At 50.8% G+C, this 25,646-nt stretch carries 14 protein-coding genes and 1 pseudogene; 6 read left to right on the plus strand and 9 right to left on the minus strand.

Features of this window, described 5'->3' with window-relative positions; translation table 11 throughout:
- Window positions 1–34: 34 nt before the first annotated feature.
- Window positions 35–1,429, minus strand: a complete 1,395-nt coding sequence (gene pheP, locus HV311_RS17965) for a phenylalanine transporter (RefSeq protein WP_019076228.1) — start codon at window positions 1,427–1,429, stop codon at window positions 35–37.
- Window positions 1,430–1,675: 246 nt separating this feature from the next.
- Here pheP and HV311_RS17970 point away from each other — a divergent pair, with 246 nt between their 5' ends.
- From HV311_RS17970 to HV311_RS17990, 5 genes and pseudogenes are all read left to right on the plus strand, one after another.
- On the plus strand, window positions 1,676–2,851 hold the full coding sequence (locus tag HV311_RS17970; protein ID WP_191220265.1) for a DNA repair protein: 1,176 nt from the start codon (window positions 1,676–1,678) through the stop codon (window positions 2,849–2,851).
- A 617-nt stretch (window positions 2,852–3,468) separates the two neighbouring features.
- A complete protein-coding gene (locus HV311_RS17975) occupies window positions 3,469–4,047 on the plus strand; it encodes a helix-turn-helix transcriptional regulator (RefSeq protein WP_047501815.1) in 579 nt (192 codons plus the stop codon).
- A 196-nt stretch (window positions 4,048–4,243) separates the two neighbouring features.
- A pseudogene (locus tag HV311_RS17980) lies at window positions 4,244–7,252 on the plus strand (ESPR-type extended signal peptide-containing protein); the annotation flags it as partial.
- A gap of 14 nt (window positions 7,253–7,266) precedes the next feature.
- Window positions 7,267–8,418, plus strand: a complete 1,152-nt coding sequence (locus tag HV311_RS17985) for an IS30-like element IS30 family transposase (protein WP_001254932.1) — start codon at window positions 7,267–7,269, stop codon at window positions 8,416–8,418.
- Between the two features lie 138 nt (window positions 8,419–8,556).
- On the plus strand, window positions 8,557–14,799 hold the full coding sequence (locus HV311_RS17990) for an autotransporter outer membrane beta-barrel domain-containing protein (RefSeq protein WP_326928870.1): 6,243 nt from the start codon (window positions 8,557–8,559) through the stop codon (window positions 14,797–14,799).
- A 179-nt stretch (window positions 14,800–14,978) separates the two neighbouring features.
- Here the strand turns inward: HV311_RS17990 and HV311_RS17995 are convergent, their stop codons facing one another.
- The 6 genes from HV311_RS17995 to rclA all read right to left on the minus strand — a co-directional run bounded on the left by HV311_RS17995 (window position 14,979) and on the right by rclA (window position 20,023).
- Complete coding sequence (locus HV311_RS17995; RefSeq protein ID WP_016152160.1) at window positions 14,979–15,746, minus strand: putative bifunctional diguanylate cyclase/phosphodiesterase; 768 nt, start codon at window positions 15,744–15,746, stop codon at window positions 14,979–14,981.
- Between the two features lie 101 nt (window positions 15,747–15,847).
- A complete protein-coding gene (locus HV311_RS18000) occupies window positions 15,848–16,435 on the minus strand; it encodes a helix-turn-helix domain-containing protein (RefSeq protein WP_019076223.1) in 588 nt (195 codons plus the stop codon).
- Between the two features lie 24 nt (window positions 16,436–16,459).
- A complete protein-coding gene (locus HV311_RS18005) occupies window positions 16,460–17,146 on the minus strand; it encodes a pilus assembly protein PilZ (RefSeq protein ID WP_191220266.1) in 687 nt (228 codons plus the stop codon).
- A gap of 578 nt (window positions 17,147–17,724) precedes the next feature.
- Window positions 17,725–18,285 carry a reactive chlorine resistance membrane protein RclC gene (rclC, locus tag HV311_RS18010; RefSeq protein WP_016152157.1) on the minus strand — a complete coding sequence of 187 codons (561 nt, stop codon included), beginning with the start codon at window positions 18,283–18,285 and terminating at the stop codon, window positions 17,725–17,727.
- A gap of 11 nt (window positions 18,286–18,296) precedes the next feature.
- Window positions 18,297–18,533: a reactive chlorine resistance periplasmic protein RclB gene (rclB, locus tag HV311_RS18015; RefSeq protein ID WP_029139445.1), complete on the minus strand. Its 237-nt coding sequence runs from the start codon at window positions 18,531–18,533 to the stop codon at window positions 18,297–18,299.
- Between the two features lie 164 nt (window positions 18,534–18,697).
- Complete coding sequence (gene rclA / locus HV311_RS18020; protein WP_191220267.1) at window positions 18,698–20,023, minus strand: reactive chlorine resistance oxidoreductase RclA; 1,326 nt, start codon at window positions 20,021–20,023, stop codon at window positions 18,698–18,700.
- Window positions 20,024–20,258: 235 nt separating this feature from the next.
- Between rclA and rclR the strand changes: the two genes are divergently transcribed.
- Window positions 20,259–21,113, plus strand: a complete 855-nt coding sequence (gene rclR, locus HV311_RS18025) for a reactive chlorine-specific transcriptional regulator RclR (RefSeq protein ID WP_016155927.1) — start codon at window positions 20,259–20,261, stop codon at window positions 21,111–21,113.
- A 51-nt stretch (window positions 21,114–21,164) separates the two neighbouring features.
- On the opposite strand, the gene HV311_RS18030 is transcribed toward rclR, so the two are convergent.
- Entirely contained in the window at window positions 21,165–24,308 is a 3,144-nt protein-coding gene (locus HV311_RS18030) for a CusA/CzcA family heavy metal efflux RND transporter (protein WP_016152153.1), read from the minus strand.
- 11 nt (window positions 24,309–24,319) lie between these two features.
- The gene (locus HV311_RS18035) at window positions 24,320–25,612 is read right to left on the minus strand and encodes an efflux RND transporter periplasmic adaptor subunit (protein ID WP_191220268.1); all 1,293 of its coding nucleotides are present in this window, start codon (window positions 25,610–25,612) and stop codon (window positions 24,320–24,322) included.
- Window positions 25,613–25,646 lie beyond the last annotated feature (34 nt).

A 25,646-nucleotide genomic window follows, 5' to 3' on the forward strand; every position in this document is an offset into this window, starting at 1 on the left:
CCGATCCCATCCTGACGATGGGATCGGTAGAAACTTAGCGGGACTTACGACACAGCAGTTTGAAGGCAACGAACAGGAACAGGATCCACACCGGCAGGAGGATAGCTGACAGGCGCATATCGTCCATCGTACACATCAGCACCAGAATCATGCCAAGGAAAGCAATACACAGATAGTTCCCTGCCGGGTACAGCAGCGCTTTGAAGTGCGTCTCACGTCCCTTACGACGCATCGCCGCCCGGAATCGCAGATGGGCCAGGCAGATCATAATCCAGTTCAACAGCAGCGTCGCCACAACCAGCGCCATCAGCAGACTAAAGGCCTTTTGCGGCAGGACATAGTTGATCAGTACGACCAGAGACGTAATAGCACCGGAGAGGATCAGTGAATTCACTGGTACGCCGCGACGGCTGACGCGGGTTAAGAACTTCGGCGCGTTCCCCTGGACAGAGAGACCAAACAGCATACGGCTGTTAGAGTAGACGCCACTGTTATATACCGACAGCGAAGCCACCAGAATGACAAAGTTCAGCGCAGAAGCCACCACGTTGCTATCAAGATTATGGAAGATCATCACAAACGGGCTGCTGTTGGATTTCACTTCCACCCACGGGTACAGCGCCAGCAGCACCACCAGAGAACCGATGTAAAACAGCAGAATACGGTACACCACCTGGTTTACCGCCTTTGGAATGCTTTTCTGCGGATCCTGCGCTTCTGCGGCAGTAATCCCGATAAGCTCAAGTCCGCCAAAGGAGAACATAATCACCGCCAGCGACAGGATCAACCCGTTCCAGCCGGTGGCAAAAAAGCCGTTGTAACGCCACAGGTTATCAATGCTTGCATGTTCCCCGCCGTGACCGGAAAACAGCATCCACACGCCAAAACCAATCATGCCGATAATGGCCAGCACTTTAATCAGCGCAAACCAGAATTCCGTTTCGCCATACAGACGTACGTTGACCAGGTTAACCGCGTTGATGATCACGAAGAATGCCGCGGCCCAAATCCAGGTCGGGACATCGGGCAGCCAGTACTGCATGTAGATCCCAGCCGCGGTCAGTTCCGCCATGCCAACCAGCACAAACATCACCCAGTAGTTCCAGCCGGACAGAAATCCCGCGAACGGTCCCCAGTATTTATAGGCAAAATGGGCAAACGATCCCGAAACGGGTTCTTCCACCACCATTTCGCCCAGTTGACGCATAATCAAAAAAGCGATGATCCCGGCAACGCCGTAACCCAGTAACACCGCAGGTCCCGCCATCTGAATAGCCGGGCCAATGCCCAAAAACAGGCCGGTACCAATTGCGCCGCCCAGCGCAATTAATTGAATATGGCGGTTTTGCAACCCCCGCTGAAGCGTCGGCTCATTCGTTGACGCGGCATCAGACACGCTGGTGTCAGATGCAGTTGACGCGTTTTTCACGCCCTTCCCCTGTGTCGTTTTTATTGAAGGGGCTTCTTTTAACATTTCAACCTGGTTGTCGCAAGGCGCAATAAGGACCCGCTGTGCCCGTGGCATTGCGTTTGTTCATAATTACAGTGAATTATTCTGGACGAAAAGGCATCGCAGGCCACAGAATGCGCTTTACTGTTTTTCTAACATTTTCAAACGGGTGAATCCGCTGTGTTTCAGCCACTCGTTTTTGAGCCAGGCCAGGCAACGACTGTCATGAATAAGATCATCAAACGACTGGAAATCGTCAAAAGCGCTATTGAACTGGAAGATGAGGAGATTATTTTCCAGCAGGTAGATCATCTGAAAAATGAGCCTATGTCAGTCTTGCCAGGCGCCATCGTTCAGGCGCTCGAAGCACGGCGCTTTAGTGATGCCCTACGTGAAATCACGGCCTGGCTGCAATCTCAACGGGCAGTCTCAACGTGGCAGGATCCTGCCATTGCCGCCAGTAAACTGGAACTAAAAGCGCTCGAAACACAGCTGCGTGACCTGATCGATAAGCGCAACACGCGCATTCAAATCCTCGATGATTTCAACGATCTGTATCATCTTCGCCTTGGGCCGCTGATGAGCCGGATCCTCGAGTTGCGTAAACAGCTCGCCGCCAGCGCCCAGCGCAAACAGGAAGCGGAGCGAAAACGCCGGGAACAAGACTATCAATCCTGCCAGCACTATATTTCCCAGGCTGTTGATCAACTGGCCAGGCTTAAGCAGCTCTGGATGAACCAGAATTCAGATTCGCACGAATCGGTGGAAACACGTCAACGAATTCAGCAACAAACGGAGCTTATTACCGCCCTGCTGGCGGAGATTCGTGAGCTGGAAAACGACTTTTCTCGCCAGGACGACAGCGCAGCCCGTCAGGCACAGGAAGAAGCCAGCCATGAATATGATGAATATCAGGAGCAGCAGCAGGATGCGCAACATCGTTTTAGCCGTGACCAACGGCTTTCTTCTGAAGAGCGTAATGAGTTAAAACGCCTGTGGCGTCAGGCCAGCCGTCTTTGTCATCCGGACGTGGTGGCGGACGATCTGAAAGAGAAAGCGCATCAGATGATGGTGCAGCTTAACCAGGCGCGCCAAAATGCCGACCTTGCTGCCGTTCGGGCGCTACTGACTCAATTGCAAAGCGGCCTCGAACCGATGATGGCGAGTGACCGATTGAACGATCTGCAGCATTTACGCAGCAAAATACAGCAGCTCAGAGAACAAATTAACGCACTGCTCAAAGAGATTACCGAACTGGAAGCAGAAAACGCCTGGCGCCTTGCCACCTCCGTGACGGATAAAGAGGCTTACTTCTCCGATCAACAACGGGCGCTTACGCAAATCCGCAATACGCTGGAACAACAGGTGCAACAGGTTGAGCAGGAGCTGTTGGCGGGCTAAGCGCTATCAGCGATAGCGAGCAGAAAATATAACATCTTCAAGCGAGATTTGAAGATTAAGCACCAAATGATAAAAATAGCACAAAATGCTTAGTTATTAAGATAAGTCAGAGCTATCAACTTAAATACTCGAATTTTAGGTCGATAACTGCAAATAAGACAATATTTCTCTCTCCCACCGCTCTCCCTCTCTCTTTATCCTGGCCTTGATTAAGAATTCTCCTACCTACCAATAGTCCCATAAAGAAGAATGGTTATCTGTTTGAAATATAAGATTTTTCATATAAATCCCCTCCAGTATAAATAGGAATACCCTGTCTTTATTGAAATGGCTGAAACATTATTCGCGTGATCCATAAGCGAAATCTATCAATCATTTACTCAGAGCTGAAATAAACGATTTATCTTAAATTTTAACAAAGTGTAATATCTACTTTAAGAATAGTTAATGATTCAAATTAATACAGAAAATATCTGTTGAATCTGCAATAAATAAGGATGCGTTCACACCAAAGAACGTCATACGAGATTTAATTAACATTTCATGCGTCGCAAGAAACTCTTTTTTAGACTAAAAAAAGAGGCGACCGCCTGCACCAAAATTTCAAGGAGATCGTTATGTCTAAGGCTATTTTTTTGGGTGAATCAATTTATCCCTGGCTAGGCATGCGTGAAATCCTACGTGGTTCATCATTATATATTGATATCGCGTACTACTCCTCTCAGACGCTTTCTGCCGTCAACATAATCCCTTATGAAATGGATTGCATCATTATTAATCCTGACAACTCAGATTTTTTAAAATATGCCAGGATTATCCGCAACATGGCTTTACGCCCTGCCACAAAAATTATTGTTTTGGCAGATGAAGCTACTTTTTCTATTTTTCAAACCGTTTGCGGGAGGAACATGCTGTTCCTCGATCAAGACGCCAGCCTTGATCGGTTACTGCATGCCGTGACGTGCATATCACAAAACAAAAAACCACGTAATATCAAAGAAATAAATAACAAAATCACAGCAAACGAATTTAACGTAATGATGATGCTTGCCCGGGGTTGGTCATTGACTCAAATCGCTGGGGCATCACAAAAAAGTGAAAAAACCATCGGGGCGTACAAAAGCAACATTGCCAGAAAACTCGGGAAAAATAACTCCCGACTCAAGTACACCATTTCTCACTATAGCCAGCCGTAACTGACTTATTTAAGGACAATTATCACGGTTATTATTTAAAAGATTTCCTTTCGGCTCACTTTTTAATTCCGCATCGCACGGAAGGGAATCCTATTTCCAAAAATCTATTACCGGGTAGCACATCCGCGTGCCAACCATAGCCAACAACTCAATGTATTAACAATACACATAACAGGAATGTAGACGAGGGTTATATATGAACAAAGTTTACAGCATTATTTGGAACGCGGCGCTCGGTATTTGGGTGGTCGTTTCCGAATTAACCAAAGGAAAGAAAAAAAGCAGCTCGCGTAAAACTGTCGCCGTACTCACGGCCGGCGCATTAAGCGCTGCTTCAATGCAAGCTTCAGCAACTCCGATCATCGACATCGGTGAACATAATATTTTCACCGACTACCAGACAGGTATTTCTGTTGGGGATTATGAGGGTGTCCACGACTACGGATTCTTATATGAAGATATCACTGCTGGTCAGGCGCTCAATATCAGCGGCGCGATCCCAACCATCAGTCCGGGTCAAAGTGGCGTTGTTGAATCAACGACCATCAGAGAGCTACTGCAAACCGGCAAAATCACCCTGCAGGCCACCAGCCCTGACCAGGGCGTAAAAACGATTACTACCGCCGAGGAGCTGGCGGAATACCTGACTTATAACCAATCATCAACGCCTTCGCAGAGCACAGAATTTGAGATTAACGACCCGGCGTTCCCCGGCGAAAAAACAACCATTAAAGTCTTTGATACCAACGCGTTAAGTAACTTTCTTACCGAATCACAGATTGGCGATTCGGCATTAAACACTTACGATCCGGCGCAGTCTAAAATCTACAAACAATTTGGTATCGCGCTGGCGACAAACGGCTCCACGGCCAATCTGAATTTGGGCGACGACACGCTCAATGTACGCGCCAAAGCCAATACCATCGAATTACTGGCCAAAGACTCCTCCTTACTGGAGGCTCAGGACGCGGGTAGCCAGGTTTACTGGCAATCCGATAACTTTATAAAATTTAACGCCGCCCCGGTTATTCCTGAAAAAACCTTCGCCGGCTCAGCGCAAACCTCCGTGTTTGGCGATGATGTCACGCTCATGACCTACGGCTATGATACGGACGGCAAAGTCGTCGAAACGGGTGAGCGCACATTTAACATCACCAACACGCAGGAGTTGGCCGAATTTAACGACTGGCTGTTGGGCAATAGCAGCGACGCGGCGGAAAACCCGGAAGGCGAAAAAGTCAGCCAAATCCAACTGTGGCTGGAAGCGAATGAAGTCACTACCGTCACCGCAGCACAAACGAAGTATGCCGAGCTGATTGATGGCCTGATCAATTCCAGCAAGCCCTCTGACGTGCTCAGTTGGGATTACGACGTCTGGACAGACGGCTTATCGCATGCCAATAACGCGACCGCTGACCGCGGTGAGCTGCATGCTATTTACGCCAATGGCGCAGGCACCTCCGGCACCCTGAACAAAGATGCGATTCTTGCCGTTGACGGCAGTATTAATGGCGTCATGAAAGCCGTTGATGGCGGGGTTATCACAAACTTTGGCGAACTGAACGCATTACGAACGTCTACCGGGCAGAGCCTGGCGATTGGCATGCTGGCAAAAGACGCGACGGCAACCAACAACGGGATGATCAACTCCGGGCTGTTTATCGATAAAGACGGCAACCAAAACGTCAACAGCTATGGCGCATTTGGTATGCAAGGTCAAGGCACCAGTCAGATCGCTAACAACGGCATCATCAACCAGGCGATCACCACCGATAACTTTGGTACCGCTTCGGCAGCCGATCCCTGGAGCAAAGACGTCCCCGCTTCTTCGCTGACGCTGGCGATTGGTATGCAATTGTCTGACGATGCACAAGGGGTCAACAACGGCGATATTAACGTCGTAGACGGACGTAAAAGCGGTACATCCTTTGCCAGCGGCACCGCTTATGGCGTAGAAGTCGCCGGGAATGCCACCTTTACCAATGCTCAGAATGCCTCTATTTATCTTGGTCGCGACGCAAGCGATCCGGCTAAAGATGTCACCATGGCAGGCGGTTCCAGCCTGAGCGCCGGTATTATGATCAAGAGCGCCAAAGAGGTGATTAACAACGGCCTTATCACGCTGGGAACCGGCGTCCGTAACGCCGCAGGGATTTTGGTCGGAAATGCCACGGGCAACGTCCTCAATACCGGCAATATCGTGATCAATGGCGGTTCTAAAGGGGGCAGCAGTAAAAACTACGGCATCTCCGTACACGACAGCGGCGCAGAAAATAATCAGGAAATCCGTAACGACGGCAAGATTAACGTGAATGGCACCAACAACGTAGGGATCCACGTTAGCGCCAATAACAAAAATGCCGAAGTCACCACCAGCGCTGCAGGCTCTATCGTGGTGGACGGTGAAGGCGGCGTCGGTAACCGTAACTACGCCATCTGGGCGGAAGGTGGCGCCAACGGTCAGGCAGTGGTCAACGTCTATTCCAATATTACGCTGGATAAAGCCGGTAACATCGGCGTCCACGTGCGTGATAACGCCATCGCTAACGTTGACAGCTTAAGTAGCCCCTCATTTAACAGCACCGATCAGATTGGTTATTACCTGTATGGTAAGGGCGCTACCGCCAATATTGGTCAGGCGGTGATGAATGACAACGGTCAGGATCGCACCACCATTTTCCGTATCGCCAATGGCGCATTGCTGGCCGGTAATACCACTAACCCGAAAGATCAGTCCACCTCCAACCTGGATTTGACTCTCAGCGGTAACAATTCCGTGGGCGTTCTCGCCACTGGCGCAGGCAGTAACGTAGATACCGGTGAAGCAACGTTCACCGTTAAGGGTACTGACTCTGCGGCGCTGGTTATCGAAGGCGGCGCGAAAGGGACCATCAGCGATAAAACCACCATCAATTTAACCGGTGAAAGAACCGTTGCCGGGGTTGTGGATGGTCAGGCGCATCAGTTGAATGGTAATGTGCAGGGCAATGCCACGAGCACGACCCTCACCTCAAACGCGAAGATCACCTCTGAAGCCAGCGGCAACAAGGTAATCGCCTATGTGGCGAGGAATCTGGGCAACCTGATCCTCGATACCAAATCGATTATCGATCTGGCCAGCGTCGACAGTATCGGTGTCGATGTTCAAAAAGGCGGTTGTAGATTCAATTGGTCAACGCAACAGTTATGTGAAAACATGGGGTTGCGGAGGTTTTTTGAATGAGACGAACATTTACAGCAGAGGAAAAAGCCTCTGTTTTTGAACTATGGAAGAACGGAACAGGCTTCAGTGAAATAGCGAATATCCTGGGTTCAAAACCCGGAACGATCTTCACTATGTTAAGGGATACTGGCGGCATAAAACCCCATGAGCGTAAGCGGGCTGTAGCTCACCTGACACTGTCTGAGCGCGAGGAGATACGAGCTGGTTTGTCAGCCAAAATGAGCATTCGTGCGATAGCTACTGCGCTGAATCGCAGTCCTTCGACGATCTCACGTGAAGTTCAGCGTAATCGGGGCAGACGCTATTACAAAGCTGTTGATGCTAATAACCGAGCCAACAGAATGGCGAAAAGGCCAAAACCGTGCTTACTGGATCAAAATTTACCATTGCGAAAGCTTGTTCTGGAAAAGCTGGAGATGAAATGGTCTCCAGAGCAAATATCAGGATGGTTAAGGCGAACAAAACCACGTCAAAAAACGCTGCGAATATCACCTGAGACAATTTATAAAACGCTGTACTTTCGTAGCCGTGAAGCGCTACACCACCTGAATATACAGCATCTGCGACGGTCGCATAGCCTTCGCCATGGCAGGCGTCATACCCGCAAAGGCGAAAGAGGTACGATTAACATAGTGAACGGAACACCAATTCACGAACGTTCCCGAAATATCGATAACAGACGCTCTCTGGGGCATTGGGAGGGCGATTTAGTCTCAGGTACAAAAAACTCTCATATAGCCACACTTGTAGACCGAAAATCACGTTATACGATCATCCTTAGACTCAGGGGCAAAGATTCTGTCTCAGTAAATCAGGCTCTTACCGACAAATTCCTGAGTTTACCGTCAGAACTCAGAAAATCACTGACATGGGACAGAGGAATGGAACTGGCCAGACATCTAGAATTTACTGTCAGCACCGGCGTTAAAGTTTACTTCTGCGATCCTCAGAGTCCTTGGCAGCGGGGAACAAATGAGAACACAAATGGGCTAATTCGGCAGTACTTTCCTAAAAAGACATGTCTTGCCCAATATACTCAACATGAACTAGATCTGGTTGCTGCTCAGCTAAACAACAGACCGAGAAAGACACTGAAGTTCAAAACACCGAAAGAGATAATTGAAAGGGGTGTTGCATTGACAGATTGAATCTACAGTAGCTTAACCAATAACTCCTCCCTCGCCCTGCATGTCAGCAACGGCATCGGCGTACGCGCCTCAGGCTCCAGCGCGCAGATTAATAAGCTTGGCAAAATTCAGGTTGATGATGGCACCGCTGGCGTTCTGTTGACCCAAGGGGCAAGCCTGCTGATTAACGGTATGACTGGCGACAGCATTACCACCGATGGCTCCGCTGACGGCATTCGCCTGGCCGAAGGCGCTGGCGCTCTGGCCGCGCAAAGCGTGATGATCCGCGCTGATGGTACCGGTGCCGGTATTCAAAACGATGCCAACAACACCAATATCACGCTGCGTGATGTCACCATCGACTCCAACGATGGCCCAGGGATCCGCACCAGCGTGGCGCTGACCATGAACGATGGGCTGAACAACATCCTCAACGTCAACGGTAAAGGTACCGGCTTCGCCTTTGAACAACGTAATGGCGACGCGGTGACGGGCAATCTAACCATCGGCAAAGGCTATACCATTGAGGTACTCAACAGCGAAGGCAGCGGTATCCGCGCCAATACGGACGGTCGTATCACCACCAATGCCGACATCAACGTGCATGACAGCGCAGGTGGTTCAGCAATCATCGCGAAAAACGTTAGCGCATTGACCAACAGCGGCAAGATTATCTCTGCCAGTACCACCTCACCGGTAATAGACGCCAGCGGCGACAGCAGTAAAGCCATCACCAACACGGGAACCCTGCAGGCCATCAACGACTCGGCCGTGGCAGTTCAGTCTGGTAAAGGCAATGACACCATCGATATCAGCGGCGGTGTGACCAGCGGCGTAATCAACACCGGCGAAGGTACAGATACCTTCAACTGGCGTAGCGGCTCTTATGCTGGCGAAGTGAATTTCGCGGGTACTGGCGGTAACAATAAAGCCAACATCGGCAATGTGACGCTGGATAAAACGCGGCACATCCTTACCGCAGCGGGTACGGGCAACGCCCTCACCTTCACTGATACAAAAGATGCGAAGATTGGTACGCTGGCTAGCGACAACCTGAATACCGGTACCAACATTGGCACCGGCTGGGATTCACTGACCATCAGCGGGTCAAATGCAGATGTACGCATCGTTGAAAACCTGAATCTGGCGAGCGAAACCCTTGCTGTAAACAATGGCGCCACGCTGCGTACCGGCGATCACGTCGAACCAACCAGCACTGCCGCAAGCATTGGCGATTACAATGTCACCACCCAGGGCGCAGACAGCAAGGTTATCTTCGATACTCAGGGGGATACCTCAACAGCACAGATCTATCGCGGCATCATCAGCGGCGACGGGAAATTTGAACGTGCGGCGGGCGGCACCACGGTGTTTACCGCCAACAACAGCTACACCGGCTCTACCACCATTGATCAAACCGGTACGCTGCAGTTAGGTGACGGTGGAAATGAAGGCGAAGTGAGCGCCGTCTCTGACATCATCGACAACGGCGTATTGGCGATTAATCGCGCCAACACCGTGCTGCTCAACGGTGTGATCTCCGGTATCGGCGCGCTACAGCAAATCGGCGGCGGCATTACCCGTCTGAACGGCAACAATACCTATACCGGTAACACCACCGTTACTAACGGCACGCTGCTGGTGAATGGCGATCAAAGCGCGGCGCGCGGCATCACCACCGTCAGCGGTACGTCCACACTTGGCGGTAAGGGCATTATCGGCGGCAACGTGCTGATGAACGATGCCACAACCATCAGCGCCGGTGACGGCGGTGCGGGTACGCTATCTGTTAACGGTAATCTGCAGCTTGGCAGCAAAACGACCTCCGCTTTCGAACTGGGGCAGGCCTTTACGCCAGGCGGTGCGCTAAACGATCTGGTGAACGTGGCAGGCGATCTGCAACTGGACGGGACCCTGGATGTTACCACTTCGCAAGGCGGTAACTTCGGACCGGGCGTGTACCGTATCTATAATTACGGCGGTACGCTGGATAACCAGACGCTGGAGCTGGGCGCAATACCGGACAGTCAGGATAAGAGCAATATTTTTGTCCAGACCTCTATCGACAAACAGGTCAACCTGGTGAACGCCAACGGCGTTACCCTGCAATTCTGGGACGGAGCGACGGTAAGTCAAAGCCACGGCGCGTCGGGCATTGAGGGCGACAGCAAAATTGACGGTGGCGATGGCAAATGGATGGCGATCGGCAGTCAGGGTGATAACAACTGGACCACGGCAACGGGCGAAGGTAACGCACCTTGGGCGCAGAAGTCCTTTGCCGTCTTCACCACCAAAGGTGGCACCGTTACCGTGGATAACGCCGCGGGAGAAGTTAACTTCTCCGGGGCACAGTTTGACGCCGATGGCTATGTCGTTAAAGGCGACGCACTTAACGCTTATGCCACCACGGAAAATGCGACCCACGCCGGCCAGACGCCGGGAACCGGTGAACTGCTGCTGCGCGTTGGCGCGGGTGGCGCGGGGCAAAACTATACCGCGACCATTGAGTCCGTCATCCGCGAAGCCAGCACGACTGACAAGCTGACGCTGGTGAAAACCGACCTTGGCCGTCTGATCCTCAGCGGTGATAACGCGTATCGCGGCGGCACACGCATTGATGGCGGTACGTTGCAGATTTCCGCCGACAGCAACCTCGGTCAGAGCGGAACCGACCTGGCTATCAACAACGGCTCCACGCTGCAGATGGGCGCGGACCTAACCAGCAATCGCACCATTGCGCTGGGCGCGAATGATAACGCGGCGGTGTTTGACCTCAATTCACATAACTTCACGCCAACCGGTGAGATTACCGGCGACGGTAAACTGAAAGTCACCAGCAGCTCAAGCGATGCGGGCAGTACCCTGTCGCTCAATCGCGCGAACAGCTATAAAGGCGACACAGAAATTGCCGGTACCGGAAATGCCAACAATGTGACGGTCAACGTCAGCAAAACCGGAGCCTTTGGTAGCAATGAAAGCAGCACCGTGAACGTCAATAACGGGGCGACGCTCAATGTCAGCGGAACAGAGACCAGCCTGAAATCCCTGACCATGAACATTGCCGACAGTCTGTTAACGCTGGCGGATAACGTCACCGCCGCGAGCGCAAAACTGAACCTGACGGGCACAGCGAAAGCGCTGTTAACCGATAACGCCACCGCGGGCGAGGCGACGGTTAACGTGTCAAAAGACAGTACGTTGGCGCTGGAAGAAAATGCCAGCGGTGGTTCTGCTAGCGTGAATAACAGCGGACTGATGACCTTTGCGGACCAGGCGTTAGCAGAGAATACCGTCGTTAAAAACCTGGCGGGCGGCAAGGTCGATATCAGCGCAGTCGACAGCGCAACATCTATCGGCTCGTTGTCCGGTGCGGGGAATGTCGAACTGGGCAATAAAGAATTGTCGCTGGGTAATCTGCATCTTGATGACACCATCAGCGGCATTATCAGCGGCAACGATGGCAGCCTGGTGAAAATCGGTGACGGCACGTTAACGCTGACCGGCGATAACACCTGGACCGGCACCACGGACGTCAATGAAGGCGTACTGCTGGTCAACGGTAATCAGTCTGCCGCAACAGGTCAGGTGACGGTGAAATCTGGGGCAACGCTCGGCGGGAACGGTATTATCGGCGGCGCGGTTGATGTACTGGATGACGGCCATATTACCGCGGGTGCGGCCATCAACAGCGTGGGTAAACTGACTACCGGTTCACTGACGCTCAGCGATAACGCACAGCTTGATTACCAGTTTGGTCAAGCCTATACCCCAGGCGGAGCCTTCAATGACCTGATAGATGTGAATGGCGATCTGACGCTCGATGGTAAGCTCAATATCCAGACCTCTCCAGGCGGAAGCTTTGACGTTGGTGTTTACCGCGTCATCAACTACACCGGCACATTAACCAACAATGTGATGGACATTGCCGACGCGCCGGAAGCTGCGGACAGCCTGTACGTACAAACCTCGGTTAATAACCAGGTTAACCTGGTTAACCATGCCGGGCTGACGCTGCGCTTCTGGGACGGCACCGGCGGTGAGAATGGCGAGCTGAAAAACAACGGCGTCATCAACGGCGGCGACGGTATCTGGCAATCCAGCCAGGGTAATGACAACTGGACAACGGATGAATCAACGCCAGAAGGCGCGCTGAATGCACCGTTTACCGATGCTGCGTTCGCCGTCTTCCAGGGTGAAGCGGGCAATGTAACCGTCGATAACAGCAAAGGCGACGTCATCATCAGTGGCGCACAGTTCGCCACCGATGGTTATCGCGTGGGCGGTGAAGCCATTACCACCGATACGGCTAATACGCTGATTCGCGTCGGCGATGGCACAGTAGACGGCGCTAACTACACCGCGACTATCGACAGCGTGATCCGCGGCACCGGCGGCTTGAATAAAGGCGACCTCGGTACGCTCATCCTCACTGGTGACAACACCTACAGCGGTGGAACCACCATCACCTCAGGTACGCTGCAGGTGGCGGGTGATACCAACCTTGGCGCACCAGAGACGGGAATTACCTTTAATGGTGGTACGCTGAAATATGGTGAAGCGTTTGATACCGCTCGTCAGGTGACTCTGGAATCCGGCGGCGGGACATTCGACACCAACGGACATAACGTTTCTCTGCTGACGGAAGTCGAAGGTAACGGTCAGTTGACCAAAACTGGTAAAGGCTCCCTCACCCTGACGCTGGATAACACCTACACCGGTGGCACCACCATCGAGCAAGGCGTTTTACAGCTGGGTAACGGCGGCGATATCGGCAGCATTCAGGGGGATATCGTTGATAACGGCGTACTCAACGTCAATCGTGGCGATACCCTGGCGCTGACCGGTAATATCAGCGGCGAAGGCCAACTGCATCAAACCGGCAGCGGTGTTACGGAGTTGCATGGAGAAAACAGCTACAGCGGCGCAACGCTGATTGCCAACGGTGTACTGCAGGCGGGTAATACCAACACTCTGAGTAGCGCATCACACCACTACGTTGTCGCTGACACTACCCTCAACACGCAAGGTTACAACCAGACGGTAGCGGGACTGAGCAACGGTGGCGATGTCTCACTCATCGGCCAGCAGACTGGCACAACGTTAACCGTCAAAGGGGATTACACCGGCGAAAAAGGGACTATCAACATGGCGGCCACACAAACTGGCAGCGGCGCAGGCATTGCCGACCGTCTGATTATCGATGGCGGTAAAGCCAGCGGTAGTACGCTATTGGATGTCGATGGTTCTGGTCTCGGCGCACCAACCATTGGTGATGGTATCGAAGTGGTAACCGCGCTCAATGGCGCAACCACTACGGCACAAACGTCACGAGACGCCTTCCATCTTGCCGCCGATCGTATGGCTGCAGGCGCATTTGAGTATCAACTGCATGCGGGTAACGCTCAGGGTCAGGGTGAAAACTGGTATCTGAGAAGCGAATATCGTCCAGAAACCATGCTGTATTCTGGTCTCGCCAGCGTCGTTCGTCAGGGCGACATCAGCCTGTTAGGCAACATGCACCAGCGTATGGGTGACGAGGTTAAACCGGGTATTGATGAAGACAATCGCGCCTGGGCAAGAATGATTGGCTACTCCGGTAAAACCAAACTGGATGATGCGGCTGGAACGCAAACCAGCTCCCATACCATGGGGATTCAGGTTGGCGTCGATATGTATGCCAACGAAAGCTGGAAAGCCGGGATGTATACCAGCATTCTTGATATCGACAGCAACGTGAAAGGCACGAAGACAGGCAGCGACGGCAAAGGCGGCAACATCGACGACAACGCGTTTTATGTCGGCGGCTACGCCACCTGGTTCTCGGGCGACGGGATGTATGTTGATAACGTCCTGCAATACGGTAACCATAAATCCCGCCTGGCGGCGACCGGTAACAACGGCTCGTATACCGTCAGAGGCAACACGCTGACGGCGTCAACAGAAGTGGGTAAATCGTTCCGTTTAGGCACCAGCGCATGGAGTCTGGAACCTCAGGCTCAGCTGATCTATCAATACAGCGACTTTGATAACGGGCGGCTTGATGGTGTGACCCAAACGAAAGTGAAAATGGATACCGCGGATTCCTTTACCGCCCGTCTGGGCGTGCGTCTGGTCGCTGACTATGACACCAACCATGGCAAATTCCAGCCTTACGGCAGGGTCAACGTCTGGCAGGGTCTGGGTTCAAAAGACAAAACGCACTTTAGCAATGCGGTAGCCACCACCACGCTTGAGTCTTCACAACAGTACTCCAGCACTGAAGTTGCAGCCGGTCTGTCATGGTCTATCGACAGAAACCTGCAGGTTTACGGAGAACTGGGTACGCAATTTAGCAACGGTGGCAGTAAGTCGCAGGTTGAAGCGCCGGTTAATGCATCAATTGGCTTTAAGAAATCGTTCTAAGCTGACATAAACTCGCTAGCCCTCTGTTTAACAGGGGGCTTTTTTTGGCCTGTCACGGATACAAAGCAACCTGATGCGCTTAACGTATCAGGCCTACGGACTGGCGGAGAAAGTGCGGGAGCGGCCCTCTGGCAACGCGAAACAATCGAGGTTCAGGGGAACAACAGAGAGGGAGAAGATTAAGGATTATACTGCGTCAGGAGTAACGGGATCTCTTCTGCCAACACCGGGGGAGAAATGAAAAAGCCTTGAATTTTGTCACAACCAATCTGCATCAGCCGATCCAGTTCGGACTGGGTTTCCACCCCTTCAGCAAGAACTTCAATACCAAAATTGTGCGCCAGTGAAATTATACCCTCGACAATCTTTGTTGAGCGGGTATCGGGTTCAATGCCGGCGATAAATTCCTTATCAATTTTTAAGGTATCAAAAGGATATTTCAACAGATAGTTAAGATTGGCGTGGCCGGTTCCAAAATCATCAAGGGCAATTTTGACCCCTATCGCCTTCAGCTCCGTCATATTTTTAGCCGCGACCTGACTGTCGCACAGCGGCGACGTTTCCGTGACCTCTATCTGGCATCGATGGGGCGGGAGACCACATACAGTAAGGTTTTTTCTGACGCGTTGGGGTAACAGCGGATCGCAGAATTCAAGCGCGGAAATATTGACGGACAATACAAGGGGCTCTGGCCAACGGGTTGCCACATCCCAGGGAGTGTGGGTAACCATATCTTCAATTGACATGATATTGCCGCTGTCTTCCAGCAAGGTAATAAAAACATCGGGAGAGATCATCCCCATCTGGGGGCTATTCCAACGCATTAATGCTTCAAACCCGCTAATACGCTGATTACGCAAATTAAAAATTGGTTGATAAACCATATAAAGCTGACTGGTATTCAATGCCTTTTCAAGCGCGGTTAACACCTCACTAGAATTAAACATTCCTCTCTCCCTCAACAAATCATAAAAATTAAAAACCAGTCAATATCACTCCCGAATTGTATCTACTATTAGGTGTGTTACATCAGAATAGAATGGCCAGGTTAGGGTAAAAAAGACATACGATGGGTAAATCTGACAATTAATTTATTTAATTCCGAGGTATTGGTCAGTCCCAGCTTGGTGACGACCCTCATTTTATGCGCCTGGATAGTTTTATAATTCAGGCTAACTAACTCTGAAATTTCTCTGGCGGTATATCCGTTTACCAATAAATTCAGAATCTGCTGCTCTCTCTCGGTTAATCTTTTCTGTGAACGATACAGCCGGGGATTCCATTTCCCGGCCGTTAACGACGCCAGTTGACCGAAATCGCGCAGTGAAGATTTCTCCGTCAAAACTATCGTTTTTTCAACATATAATAACTCTACACATAATTTCGCCACCAAACTATCAGCAATAATTACCACGACATTATTATAAAACTTGAAGCGGTTTTTATTCAAAAACTGCACGATAGTTGAACATGGTTGTTCGTTATCAATGATATTAAAAACCATGGTTTGATGCTGGCATAATGATGACTGATGCAACATATCCTCAAACTGGAATGTTTGTATCGGTACATGTTTGCTTGTCAGGTAGGCGAACAAACCGTTGCCCACAAAATTATCACTGCCACACATCAACATCCTGTTCATCGCTCCTTATCAGCATCAAATCTTGTTACTCATTAAAAATTTAATAATAATCTTCTCGACCTCTGCCTCTTCACGACGATTTTTAAAATCGAACTCACATGAGATCTGATGACAGGCATACAATTGATTATCCTCATCAAATTCATTGATCATGACGACATCGATCACTTTCAAATCCAGCTGTAAACTGCCAAACGTATCAAAATCCAGCGCGGCATTTTTAATCACCGCATCTTTATAGAGAAAACGGGAGTTCACATCTTTAACAATTAGTGCACAACCGCCCTGCGAGATGTTTTTAATCTTCAGAGAGTAGTTTTCTCCGTTTTTGTAACGACCAAAACAGAAAAAGTCGTAACCCTTCAGGAAGGAAAAACGCTGATTTTGTCGCTGCTGGGCAAAGAAAATCATATCCGGGATGAAGTAGGATAATCCTGCTTGTGCACCTGCTGATAAGGTTTGTTCGAATCTGGCACTAAATTTTACAATCCCACTTTCACTGTGCAGGATAAAGTACTGGACCTTTTCAGGAACAATGTCTTCGTGTCCGGAGATGACAAACCGCTCGAAATCAATCTTCTCTAACTGCTTGATAACACTATGGTTTTCACATAAAACTTCAAGTTTCGTTTTCTTGTGCAACTCTTCACGAAGGGTAGCGATGATTTCAAACTTGTTGTCCTTTGCTAATCCAAAGCTCATTCTAAAACCCTTATTTCCATATTTAAGAGATGTCTCGCTTTTGGTTGCTCACAAAACGCGAGATCAGCATCCACCCCTGGTGCTTAATTACCATAGTGGATTCCATGTCGAACAGTTGGTTAAAAATTAAGTTTTTAACTATCTTTAGCCATTTATTGATACGTAAAAACATTTAATCAAAGTTAATTCTAGCTGAAGCCATGCCTAAAACCACATGAAGTTGTTGGCTAACTATAACAAAAGAGAATAATAAAATTTTTTGAGATGTCATTTTGAGATAACAAATAGCAAGAACTACACAGAAAAAAATAGAGGGAAATGAATGGGTTTTGATGGAAGGACCACGCAGTATGCGGACTGGCGTGCTATCGCAAGAAGAAGAGAAAATGCTTACTGCACTGTATCATTAACCAGGAATATAGCTCCGACTAGTAATTGTGAAAAAGTGAATAATTATATTTCACCTGTAAAATAAATTTACCTTAGGGCAGAAAAAAGGCCAGCATCCTGCTGGCCCGGTAATTACCGAATCGAACTATAGAGGCTTACTGTTTTACAGAGGGTACAACGTTAAAAATTCAATACTTTTGCTTAATAATTGATCGCGATGAATCTGCGATGATCATCACCGCTCCCGCCAGCATTAATGTGTCTTTCAACACCAGACGCCCGGCTCCTGACAAGTACGGAAAACCGTGGTGCAAATCGCCCAGTGGCATCACCCATGCTTCCGGTGTGGTAATTAAAAATGATAAAGTCACAATCGGAGTAGCAAATGCCAGTACGCCACCAATTAATCCCAACCAACGGCTAACAGGATTAGCCAGCACCAGCAATGCGATCAGCACTTCGACTACGCCCAGACCATTGGAGAACGTATAGGTGTTATTCGCCTTCTGCCATTCCCGCTCCTGCGGTTTAAACTCACCTTCGTGGGTTAAATGCTGCTTATATTCTTCTGGATGTTCATAAAAAAATGACATTACCGGACTATTGGCAACAAATGGCGTAATACTATCGGCTTCGTAAGGTACAAATTTCAATAAGCCAATCCAGATAAAAACAATGGCAATACTCAGGCGAATCAATGTTAATCCAATTCTATCGCCCTTGCTGAGTAAACGCAGATACTTTTCCATTCAGACTCTCCTCACTTGTACAAAATTGCGGTTGCGTGAGTGCTGCTATCAATGCGCATTGAGGTGATTTTCCAGGAAGTTGCCTTTTTTTCCTGCGCCAGCCTGGCGATTGCATGTTCAACAACAGAAGGTGCGGCGGCAATTGCCGACACGCTGACGCGGGCTACTTCGACCGGCTGCTGTGCCAGTGCAGAAAATGTCACCGGCGCAGTCAGTAAAGCAGTCAACAATAATGAAGTTTTAAGCATGTTCATTTCTATTTCCATTAACTAGTGATTTCACTCGCAATAGAATAAAACATTGTTGCTTATCTTATTTCCTCCATAACGCCAGAATAACTGTTCATGAGTATTTCTTTATATATGATAAAAAAAAGCCCCACACAGGTGGGGCAATCATGCAGGCTATATTATTATTTTATAAGAGAGAAGAGATCGTTCAGTGATTCGCCCATGCTCGGATGAGTAAATATTTGATCGCGCAATGTCGTGTAAGGTAAACCAGCATCCATAACGGTTTTAATGATATTAATCATCTCATGAGAATCCACGCACAGCAGCGATACGCCTAATATCTGTTTCGTTTCGCGATTTACCACCGCTTTAAGTACGCCACGCGTGTCATTCATCACCCGTGCACGCGGGATAGCCGCGACAGGCAGGGTGACAACCTGGACCGCCGCGCCGCTGGCGCGAGCTTGTTCTTCTGTCATCCCCACGCGGGAAAGCGGCGGCGTCATAAAAACAGAATACGGTACGTTTTGGCGATCGCCGGTGTTACGTAATCCCTCGCCTGACAGGTTGTCGCGCACAATACGGAAATCATCCAGCGAGATATAGGTAAATTGTAACCCCCCCGTCACATCGCCCATGGCCCAGATATTGTCTGCCGAAGTACGCAGATATTTATTCACCACAATGGCACCGCGCTCGTTGACATCCACACCCGCATTCTGCAACTGCAGATTTTCAGTTGCCGGTTTGCGGCCCGATGCCACCAGTAGCGCATCCACAGTCTGGACACCTTCCGGCATTTGCACCTGCACCGCGCCGTCATGGGACGAAACCGCCTGCACCCTGGCATTGAGGATAATCTCAACCCCTTTGTCGCGTAAAATGTTGGCGATAGCGTCGGCAATATCCCGATCTTCGCGGGCTAAAAACAGTGGGGCTGCTTCATAAATGGTGACCTTACTGCCAAAGTTGGCAAACATTGATGCGAATTCAACACCAATATAACCGCCGCCCAAAATCCCCAAACGTTCCGGACGTTGCGTCAAATTTAACAACCCGGTGCTGTCAAACACGCCCGGTGTAGTCATTAACCCTGCCACGTTTGGCATCGTTGCCTGTGCGCCGGTATTAATAAAGATCTTTTCGCCGCTTAGTTCAATCGCGCCTGTTGGCAGCACGACCCGCACCGTATGGTTATCAATGAATTCAGCACGACCTTCAATCACATCTACATTTTCCAGATCGGCAAGATTATGGAAGTTTTTATCACGCAGAAAGCTGACAACGGAGGCCTTGCGCTGCATCGCCGCAGCAAAGTCATGCTGAAGTTCAGCATCGTGTACCAGGGTTTTGGTGGGAATGCAGCCAATATTGATACATGTCCCGCCATACATGGTGTTTGACTGTTCAACAATCGCCACTCGCCAGCCCGTTTTCGCCAGGGTAGCCGCCAGCGTTTTACCCGCTTTGCCAAATCCGATAATAATCGCCTGATACTGATTCATGCTGTCTCTCCGCCATGTCACTGTTCGTTTGTTGAACTGAAGTATAGGTTTAACGATGCATGAACAATGTATCCATATCGCGCAAATTACTGTCAAATCGTCTAAATAACTACGCTCTCTCTTCCACTCAATCCATCGAGGAAATAAACTAAGACCATAAATTTATTTAAGAAATAATGAGTAACAGCGTTACTTCATCTCGACAAGCATCAACAAGAACTGCTCAGGAGTCTTTATGGATGCACTTAGCCGATTACTTATGCTTAACGACCCGCAGGGCTCGATTGATCAAAACTGCCTGCTGAGCAGGGACTGGCAACTGCCGCACGCGGCGGGTGAGCTGTCCGTTATCCGCTGGCATACGGTAACCCAAGGGTTTGCTCAACTGGATATGCCAGACGGAACGTCTTCTACGTTACGCCCAGGAACAATAGTCATTCTGCCTCAAAACTCCGCGCATCGGCTGTGCCAGACAGGGGAAGAACAAACGCATATTGTCTGCGGAAGCCTGCGATTGCAGGCATCTTCACGCTATTTTTTAACCGCCCTTCCGGAAGTATTAATACTGGCACCAGAAGATAACAGTCCCATTAGCCACTGGCTGAAAGCCATGATTGCGCTGATGCAGCAGGAATACATCAACGATCTGCCTGGCTCCAACATCGTTTGCAGCCAGCAATGCGCTACGCTGTTCGCGTTAGCCGTTCGCGAGTGGCTATCCCAGCCGACCCCCGCTAAAAATGTGCTGAATTTACTGCTGCACCCAAGGCTTGGGGCCGTTGTCTTCATGATGCTGGAGTCACCGGCTTTTCCCTGGACTGTCGAAGAACTGGCAAAGCGTGCCCATATGTCGCGGGCCAGCTTTGCGCAGCTATTTCGTGAAGTCTCAAACTCCACGCCGCTGGCGGTGTTAACCGAGCTACGCCTGCAATTCGCCGCCCAGATGCTGTCACGCGGATCGCAGCCGTTGATCGTTATTGCCGAGTCGGTGGGTTACGCCAGCGAATCGTCGTTTCACAAAGTCTTTTTACGGGGATTTGGCTGCACGCCGGGCGAGTACCGCAAACGCGTGAAAGCGTTGGCGGCATAACGTACCGCCTGCTTCGGCAACAAAACCGACGCAGGCGAGCGCTTCAAAGCATTACTTTTGGCTGCGATGCCTGTGCAGCCACATCAGCTTATAAGCTGCCGGAATAATAAACAGCGACAGCAATGGCGCGGTAATCATGCCGCCAATCATCGGCGCGGCAATGCGGCTCATCACTTCTGAGCCTGCCCCTGTCCCCCACAAGATTGGCAACAGGCCCGCGATAATCACCGCCACGGTCATCGCTTTCGGACGCACGCGCAGCACCGCGCCGTGATACAACGCTTCATCCAGCTTATCCGCCGTAAAGGTTTGCGGATTTTCCAGTGCAGGCTCGGCTTCAATAGCATGGCGCAAGTACATCAGCATCACTACGCCAAACTCCGCGGCAACGCCGGCCAGGGCGATAAACCCGGTTCCGGTCGCAACCGACATATGGAACCCCATCCAGTAGAGAAACCAGATCCCCCCTACCAGCGCAAAGGGCACGCTGGTAATAATCAGCAGCGCTTCACCAAAGCGACGGAAAGCCAGATAAAGCAGGACGAAGATAATCATCAGCGTCATCGGCACCATCAGTTTGAGCTTATGGCTGGCGCGTTCAAGCAGCTCGAACTGCCCGGAAAACGCCACGCTGGTCCCCGGCTTTAACTGTACGTTTTCAGCGATCGCTTTTTTCAGATCGTTCACCACCGAAACCATGTCACGGTCGCGGGCGTCGATATAAATCCAACTGGTGGGTCGCGCATCTTCGGTTTTCAACATCGACGGACCAGAAACCACTGTCACATCTGCAACATCAGCCAGCGTGATTTGCTGCTTCATGGGCGTCAGAATGGGCAGATTACGCAGCGCTTCCGGGCTATCACGATAGCTCTGCGCATAGCGAAGGTTAATCGGATAACGTGCAATCCCTTCCACCGTTTCGCCCACCATCGCGCCTCCGACCGCGGAGGTGACAAACAACTGTACCGCGCCAACGGTCATACCGTAGCGGGCTGCTTTCTCCCGATTAATGTCCACATTAATATAGCGCCCGCCCACCAGCCGCTCAGCCAGCGCCGAAGCGACGCCCGGCACGGTTCTGGCTACCTCTTCGATTTGTTCTGCCGTGGCGTCGATATCAGCCAGAACGTTACCTGACACCTTTATCCCAATCGGGCTTTTGATGCCGGTAGAAAGCATGTCGATACGGTTACGAATAGGCGGAACCCACAGATTCGCCAGCCCTGGCAAGCGCACGGTTTTGTCGAGTTCGGCGATGATTTTGTCCATCGTCATCCCCGGACGCCACTGATCCTGCGGCTTCAGTTGGATCGTTGTTTCGACCATTTCCAGCGGCGCGGAATCCGTTGCGGTTTCCGCCTTACCGGTTTTACCAAACACGCGCGCCACTTCCGGAACGGTCATGATCAGCTTGTCGGTTTTTTGCAGCATATCCGCCGCCTGCGCCGCCGAAATCCCCGGCAGGGTTGACGGCATATACAGTAGATCGCCTTCGTTAATCTGCGGCAGGAATTCACCACCGACTTTATTCAGCGGGTAGATAACCGTCAGTATTGAAAGCACCGCCACCAGCAGGGTGGTTTTAGGCCAATGCAGCACCTTCAACAACAGCGGATGATAAATACGGATCAGGAAACGGTTAAGCGGGTTACTGCTTTCCGCCGGTATTTTGCCACGGATCCAGAATCCCATCAGGATCGGAATGACGACAATAGCCAGAAACGCCGCGCCTGCCATGGCATACGTTTTGGTGAACGCCAGCGGGCCGAACAGTCGCCCCTCTTGCCCCTCGAGCGTGAAAATAGGGATAAACGACAGGGTGATAATCAGCAAGCTGATGAACAATGCCGGGCCGACCTCTACCGAGGCATCGGTAATAACCTTCCAGCGCGTTGCGTTATCCAGTTTTTCATCCGGATGCTGATGTCCCCACTCTTCAAGCCGCTTATGGGCGTTTTCAATCATCACGATCGCGGCATCGACCATCGCCCCGACGGCAATGGCAATGCCCCCAAGCGACATGATATTGGCGTTCAGCCCCTGGAAATGCATCACGATAAACGCGATACACAGTCCCAGCGGTAGGGAAATAATCGCTACCAGCGCCGAACGCAGATGCCACAGGAACAGCGCGCATACCAGCGCAACAACGATAAACTCTTCCAGCAGCTTATAGCTCAGGTTATCAATAGCGCGATCGATGAGCTGACTGCGATCGTATGTTGTAACTACTTCAACGCCTTCCGGCAGGCTGCTTTTCAGCGTGTCGAGTTTGGCTTTGACGGCGGAGATCACTTCACGCGCATTTTTACCGGAACGCAGAATTACCACCCCGCCCGCCACTTCGCCTTCGCCATTCAGTTCGGCGATCCCACGGCGCATTTCCGGCCCAATCTGCACACGCGCGACATCGCGCAGGTAAACAGGTACACCGTCGGCCCCTGTTTTCAGGACGATATTATTGAAGTCATCAAGCGTTTGTAGATACCCACTGGCGCGGACCATATATTCCGCTTCAGCCATCTCTACAGACGAGCCGCCCGCCTCTTGATTCGACGTATCCAGTGCAGATTTCACCTCCGCCAGGCTGATGCCATATTGCGTCAGCTTCATCGGGTCGATAACAACCTGGTACTGTTTAACCACGCCGCCTACCGAGGCCACCTCTGCCACGTTCGGAATCGTTTTTAACTCATACTTTAAAAACCAGTCCTGAAGAGTACGTAACTCTGCCAGATCGTGTTTACCGCTGCGATCGACCAGCGCATATTCAAAGATCCAGCCGACGCCCGTGGCGTCCGGTCCCATCTCCGCGCTGACCCCTGCCGGTAATTTCCCCTGAACCTGGTTGAGATACTCCAGTACGCGCGAGCGCGCCCAGTAAGGATCGGTGCCATCTTCGAAAATGACGTACACATAGGAATCACCAAACTGCGAGAAACCACGCACGGTCTTCGCGCCCGGTACCGACAGCATGGTGGTGGTCAGCGGGTAAGTCACCTGATTTTCAACGATTTGCGGTGCCTGCCCTGGATAGCTGGTTTTGACGATCACCTGAACATCAGAGAGATCGGGCAACGCATCAACCGGGGTATTGATGATGGTCCAGGTTCCCCAGATACTGAGAAACAGCGCCCCCATCATCACCAGAAAACGGTTTGCCACCGAACGGCGGATAATCCATTCAATCATTTATCATGTCCTCAGTGTGAATGGGTCGCCTGGGCTGGCTTTGCGGATGCGTCTTGCGCACCACTGTTCTGCTCGCGCATACGGTCCAGTGCGCCAGAGATATTCGCCTCGGAATCAATCAGGAACAGACCACTGGACACCACTTTTTCACCTTCAGTCAGGCCTGAGCGGATAGCCGTCAACCCTTGAGATTCATGGAATACCGCAACCTGCTTCGGTACAAATCGACCTTCGTTATCGACGGTGATCACCCGTTGCTCGGTGCCTGTATCAATCAACGCCTTTGAGGGGATCAGCAGCATCGGTTCACTTTGCGTTTTCAGTTGCAGGTAAGCATTCATCCCCGGCTTGAGCGCCTCATCAGGGTTATTGACCTGCAAACGGATCTGCAGCGTACGCGTGGTGGCATCGACACTTGGCAAGATATTCCACTTGCTAATGGTGAAAGGCTTATCCGGCCAGGCGGGCACGGTGATGGTAAATTGCGAGGCGTCTTTGATCAGCCAGGCGATAGATTCCGGGACCGACGCGCTGACCCATACCGGGTCCATCCCCTGAATTTTCGCAACCACATTGTCTTTGGAAATGTTCATGCCGGTACGCAAATCGAATGCGGTAATCACCCCATCAATAGGGGCTTTCAGGGTAAAGCGGGTCTGAATTTTACGCGTCGATTTTAAGCGCTGAATATCCGCTTCCGGCATACCGGCCAGACGTAATCTCTCCAGAATCCCTTCCACCTGTGTCGCGCTGCCGCCGGTCTCCCGCAGTAACAAATATTCGCTCTGCGCCTCAACCCAGTCGGGAATCGTCAGATCGATAAGCGGCGCACCTTGCTTAATTTTGTCGCCCACGGTTAGCGGGTAAACCTTCTCGATAAAGCCTGCGGAGCGAGCCTGGACAATAACAAACTGGTATTCGTTATAGCTAACGTTAGCCGGGAAAGTTTGCGCATAGTGCAGCGGGCCACGGCGCACAGGTTCTGTTTTCAGACCCAAATTTTGGGTCTGAGTAGGATCGATACGCACGCCAGGCGCTGACGCGCTCGCGGTCTCTTCATCGGCATATTTCGGGATCAGATCCATATCCATAAACGGTGATTTACCCGGCTTATCAAAGCGCGTGTTCGGGTACATGGGGTCATACCAGAACAACACTTTTCTGGCTTCTTTTTGCGAAGCCTGCCCGGTTTCAGCCGTTACGTTTGCTGATGAATAATAAGTATAAATACCGACAGAAATAACCCCACCGACAATCATGCCAGCGAGAATAAGCGCGGTATTTTTAATATTTAAAGACGCCATAGTGATTTCCATTGCGCGATAGTCTCACCCGAAT

It is taken from the genome of Citrobacter sp. RHBSTW-00881 (assembly GCF_013728515.1).
GTDB lineage: Bacteria > Pseudomonadota > Gammaproteobacteria > Enterobacterales > Enterobacteriaceae > Citrobacter > Citrobacter braakii.

Bases quoted from the DNA above. Each gene is read 5' to 3' on its own strand.
- HV311_RS17970 (WP_191220265.1), top strand. From the start codon at position 1,676: ATGAATAAGATCATCAAACGACTGGAAATCGTCAAAAGCGCTATTGAA.
- HV311_RS17975 (WP_047501815.1), top strand. From the start codon at position 3,469: ATGTCTAAGGCTATTTTTTTGGGTGAATCAATTTATCCCTGGCTAGGC.
- HV311_RS17985 (WP_001254932.1), top strand. From the start codon at position 7,267: ATGAGACGAACATTTACAGCAGAGGAAAAAGCCTCTGTTTTTGAACTA.
- HV311_RS17995 (WP_016152160.1), bottom strand. From the start codon at position 15,746: ATGTTTAATTCTAGTGAGGTGTTAACCGCGCTTGAAAAGGCATTGAAT.
- HV311_RS18000 (WP_019076223.1), bottom strand. From the start codon at position 16,435: ATGTTGATGTGTGGCAGTGATAATTTTGTGGGCAACGGTTTGTTCGCC.
- HV311_RS18005 (WP_191220266.1), bottom strand. From the start codon at position 17,146: ATGAGCTTTGGATTAGCAAAGGACAACAAGTTTGAAATCATCGCTACC.
- rclC (WP_016152157.1), bottom strand. From the start codon at position 18,285: ATGGAAAAGTATCTGCGTTTACTCAGCAAGGGCGATAGAATTGGATTA.
- rclB (WP_029139445.1), bottom strand. From the start codon at position 18,533: ATGCTTAAAACTTCATTATTGTTGACTGCTTTACTGACTGCGCCGGTG.
- rclA (WP_191220267.1), bottom strand. From the start codon at position 20,023: ATGAATCAGTATCAGGCGATTATTATCGGATTTGGCAAAGCGGGTAAA.
- rclR (WP_016155927.1), top strand. From the start codon at position 20,259: ATGGATGCACTTAGCCGATTACTTATGCTTAACGACCCGCAGGGCTCG.
- HV311_RS18030 (WP_016152153.1), bottom strand. From the start codon at position 24,308: ATGATTGAATGGATTATCCGCCGTTCGGTGGCAAACCGTTTTCTGGTG.
- HV311_RS18035 (WP_191220268.1), bottom strand. From the start codon at position 25,612: ATGGCGTCTTTAAATATTAAAAATACCGCGCTTATTCTCGCTGGCATG.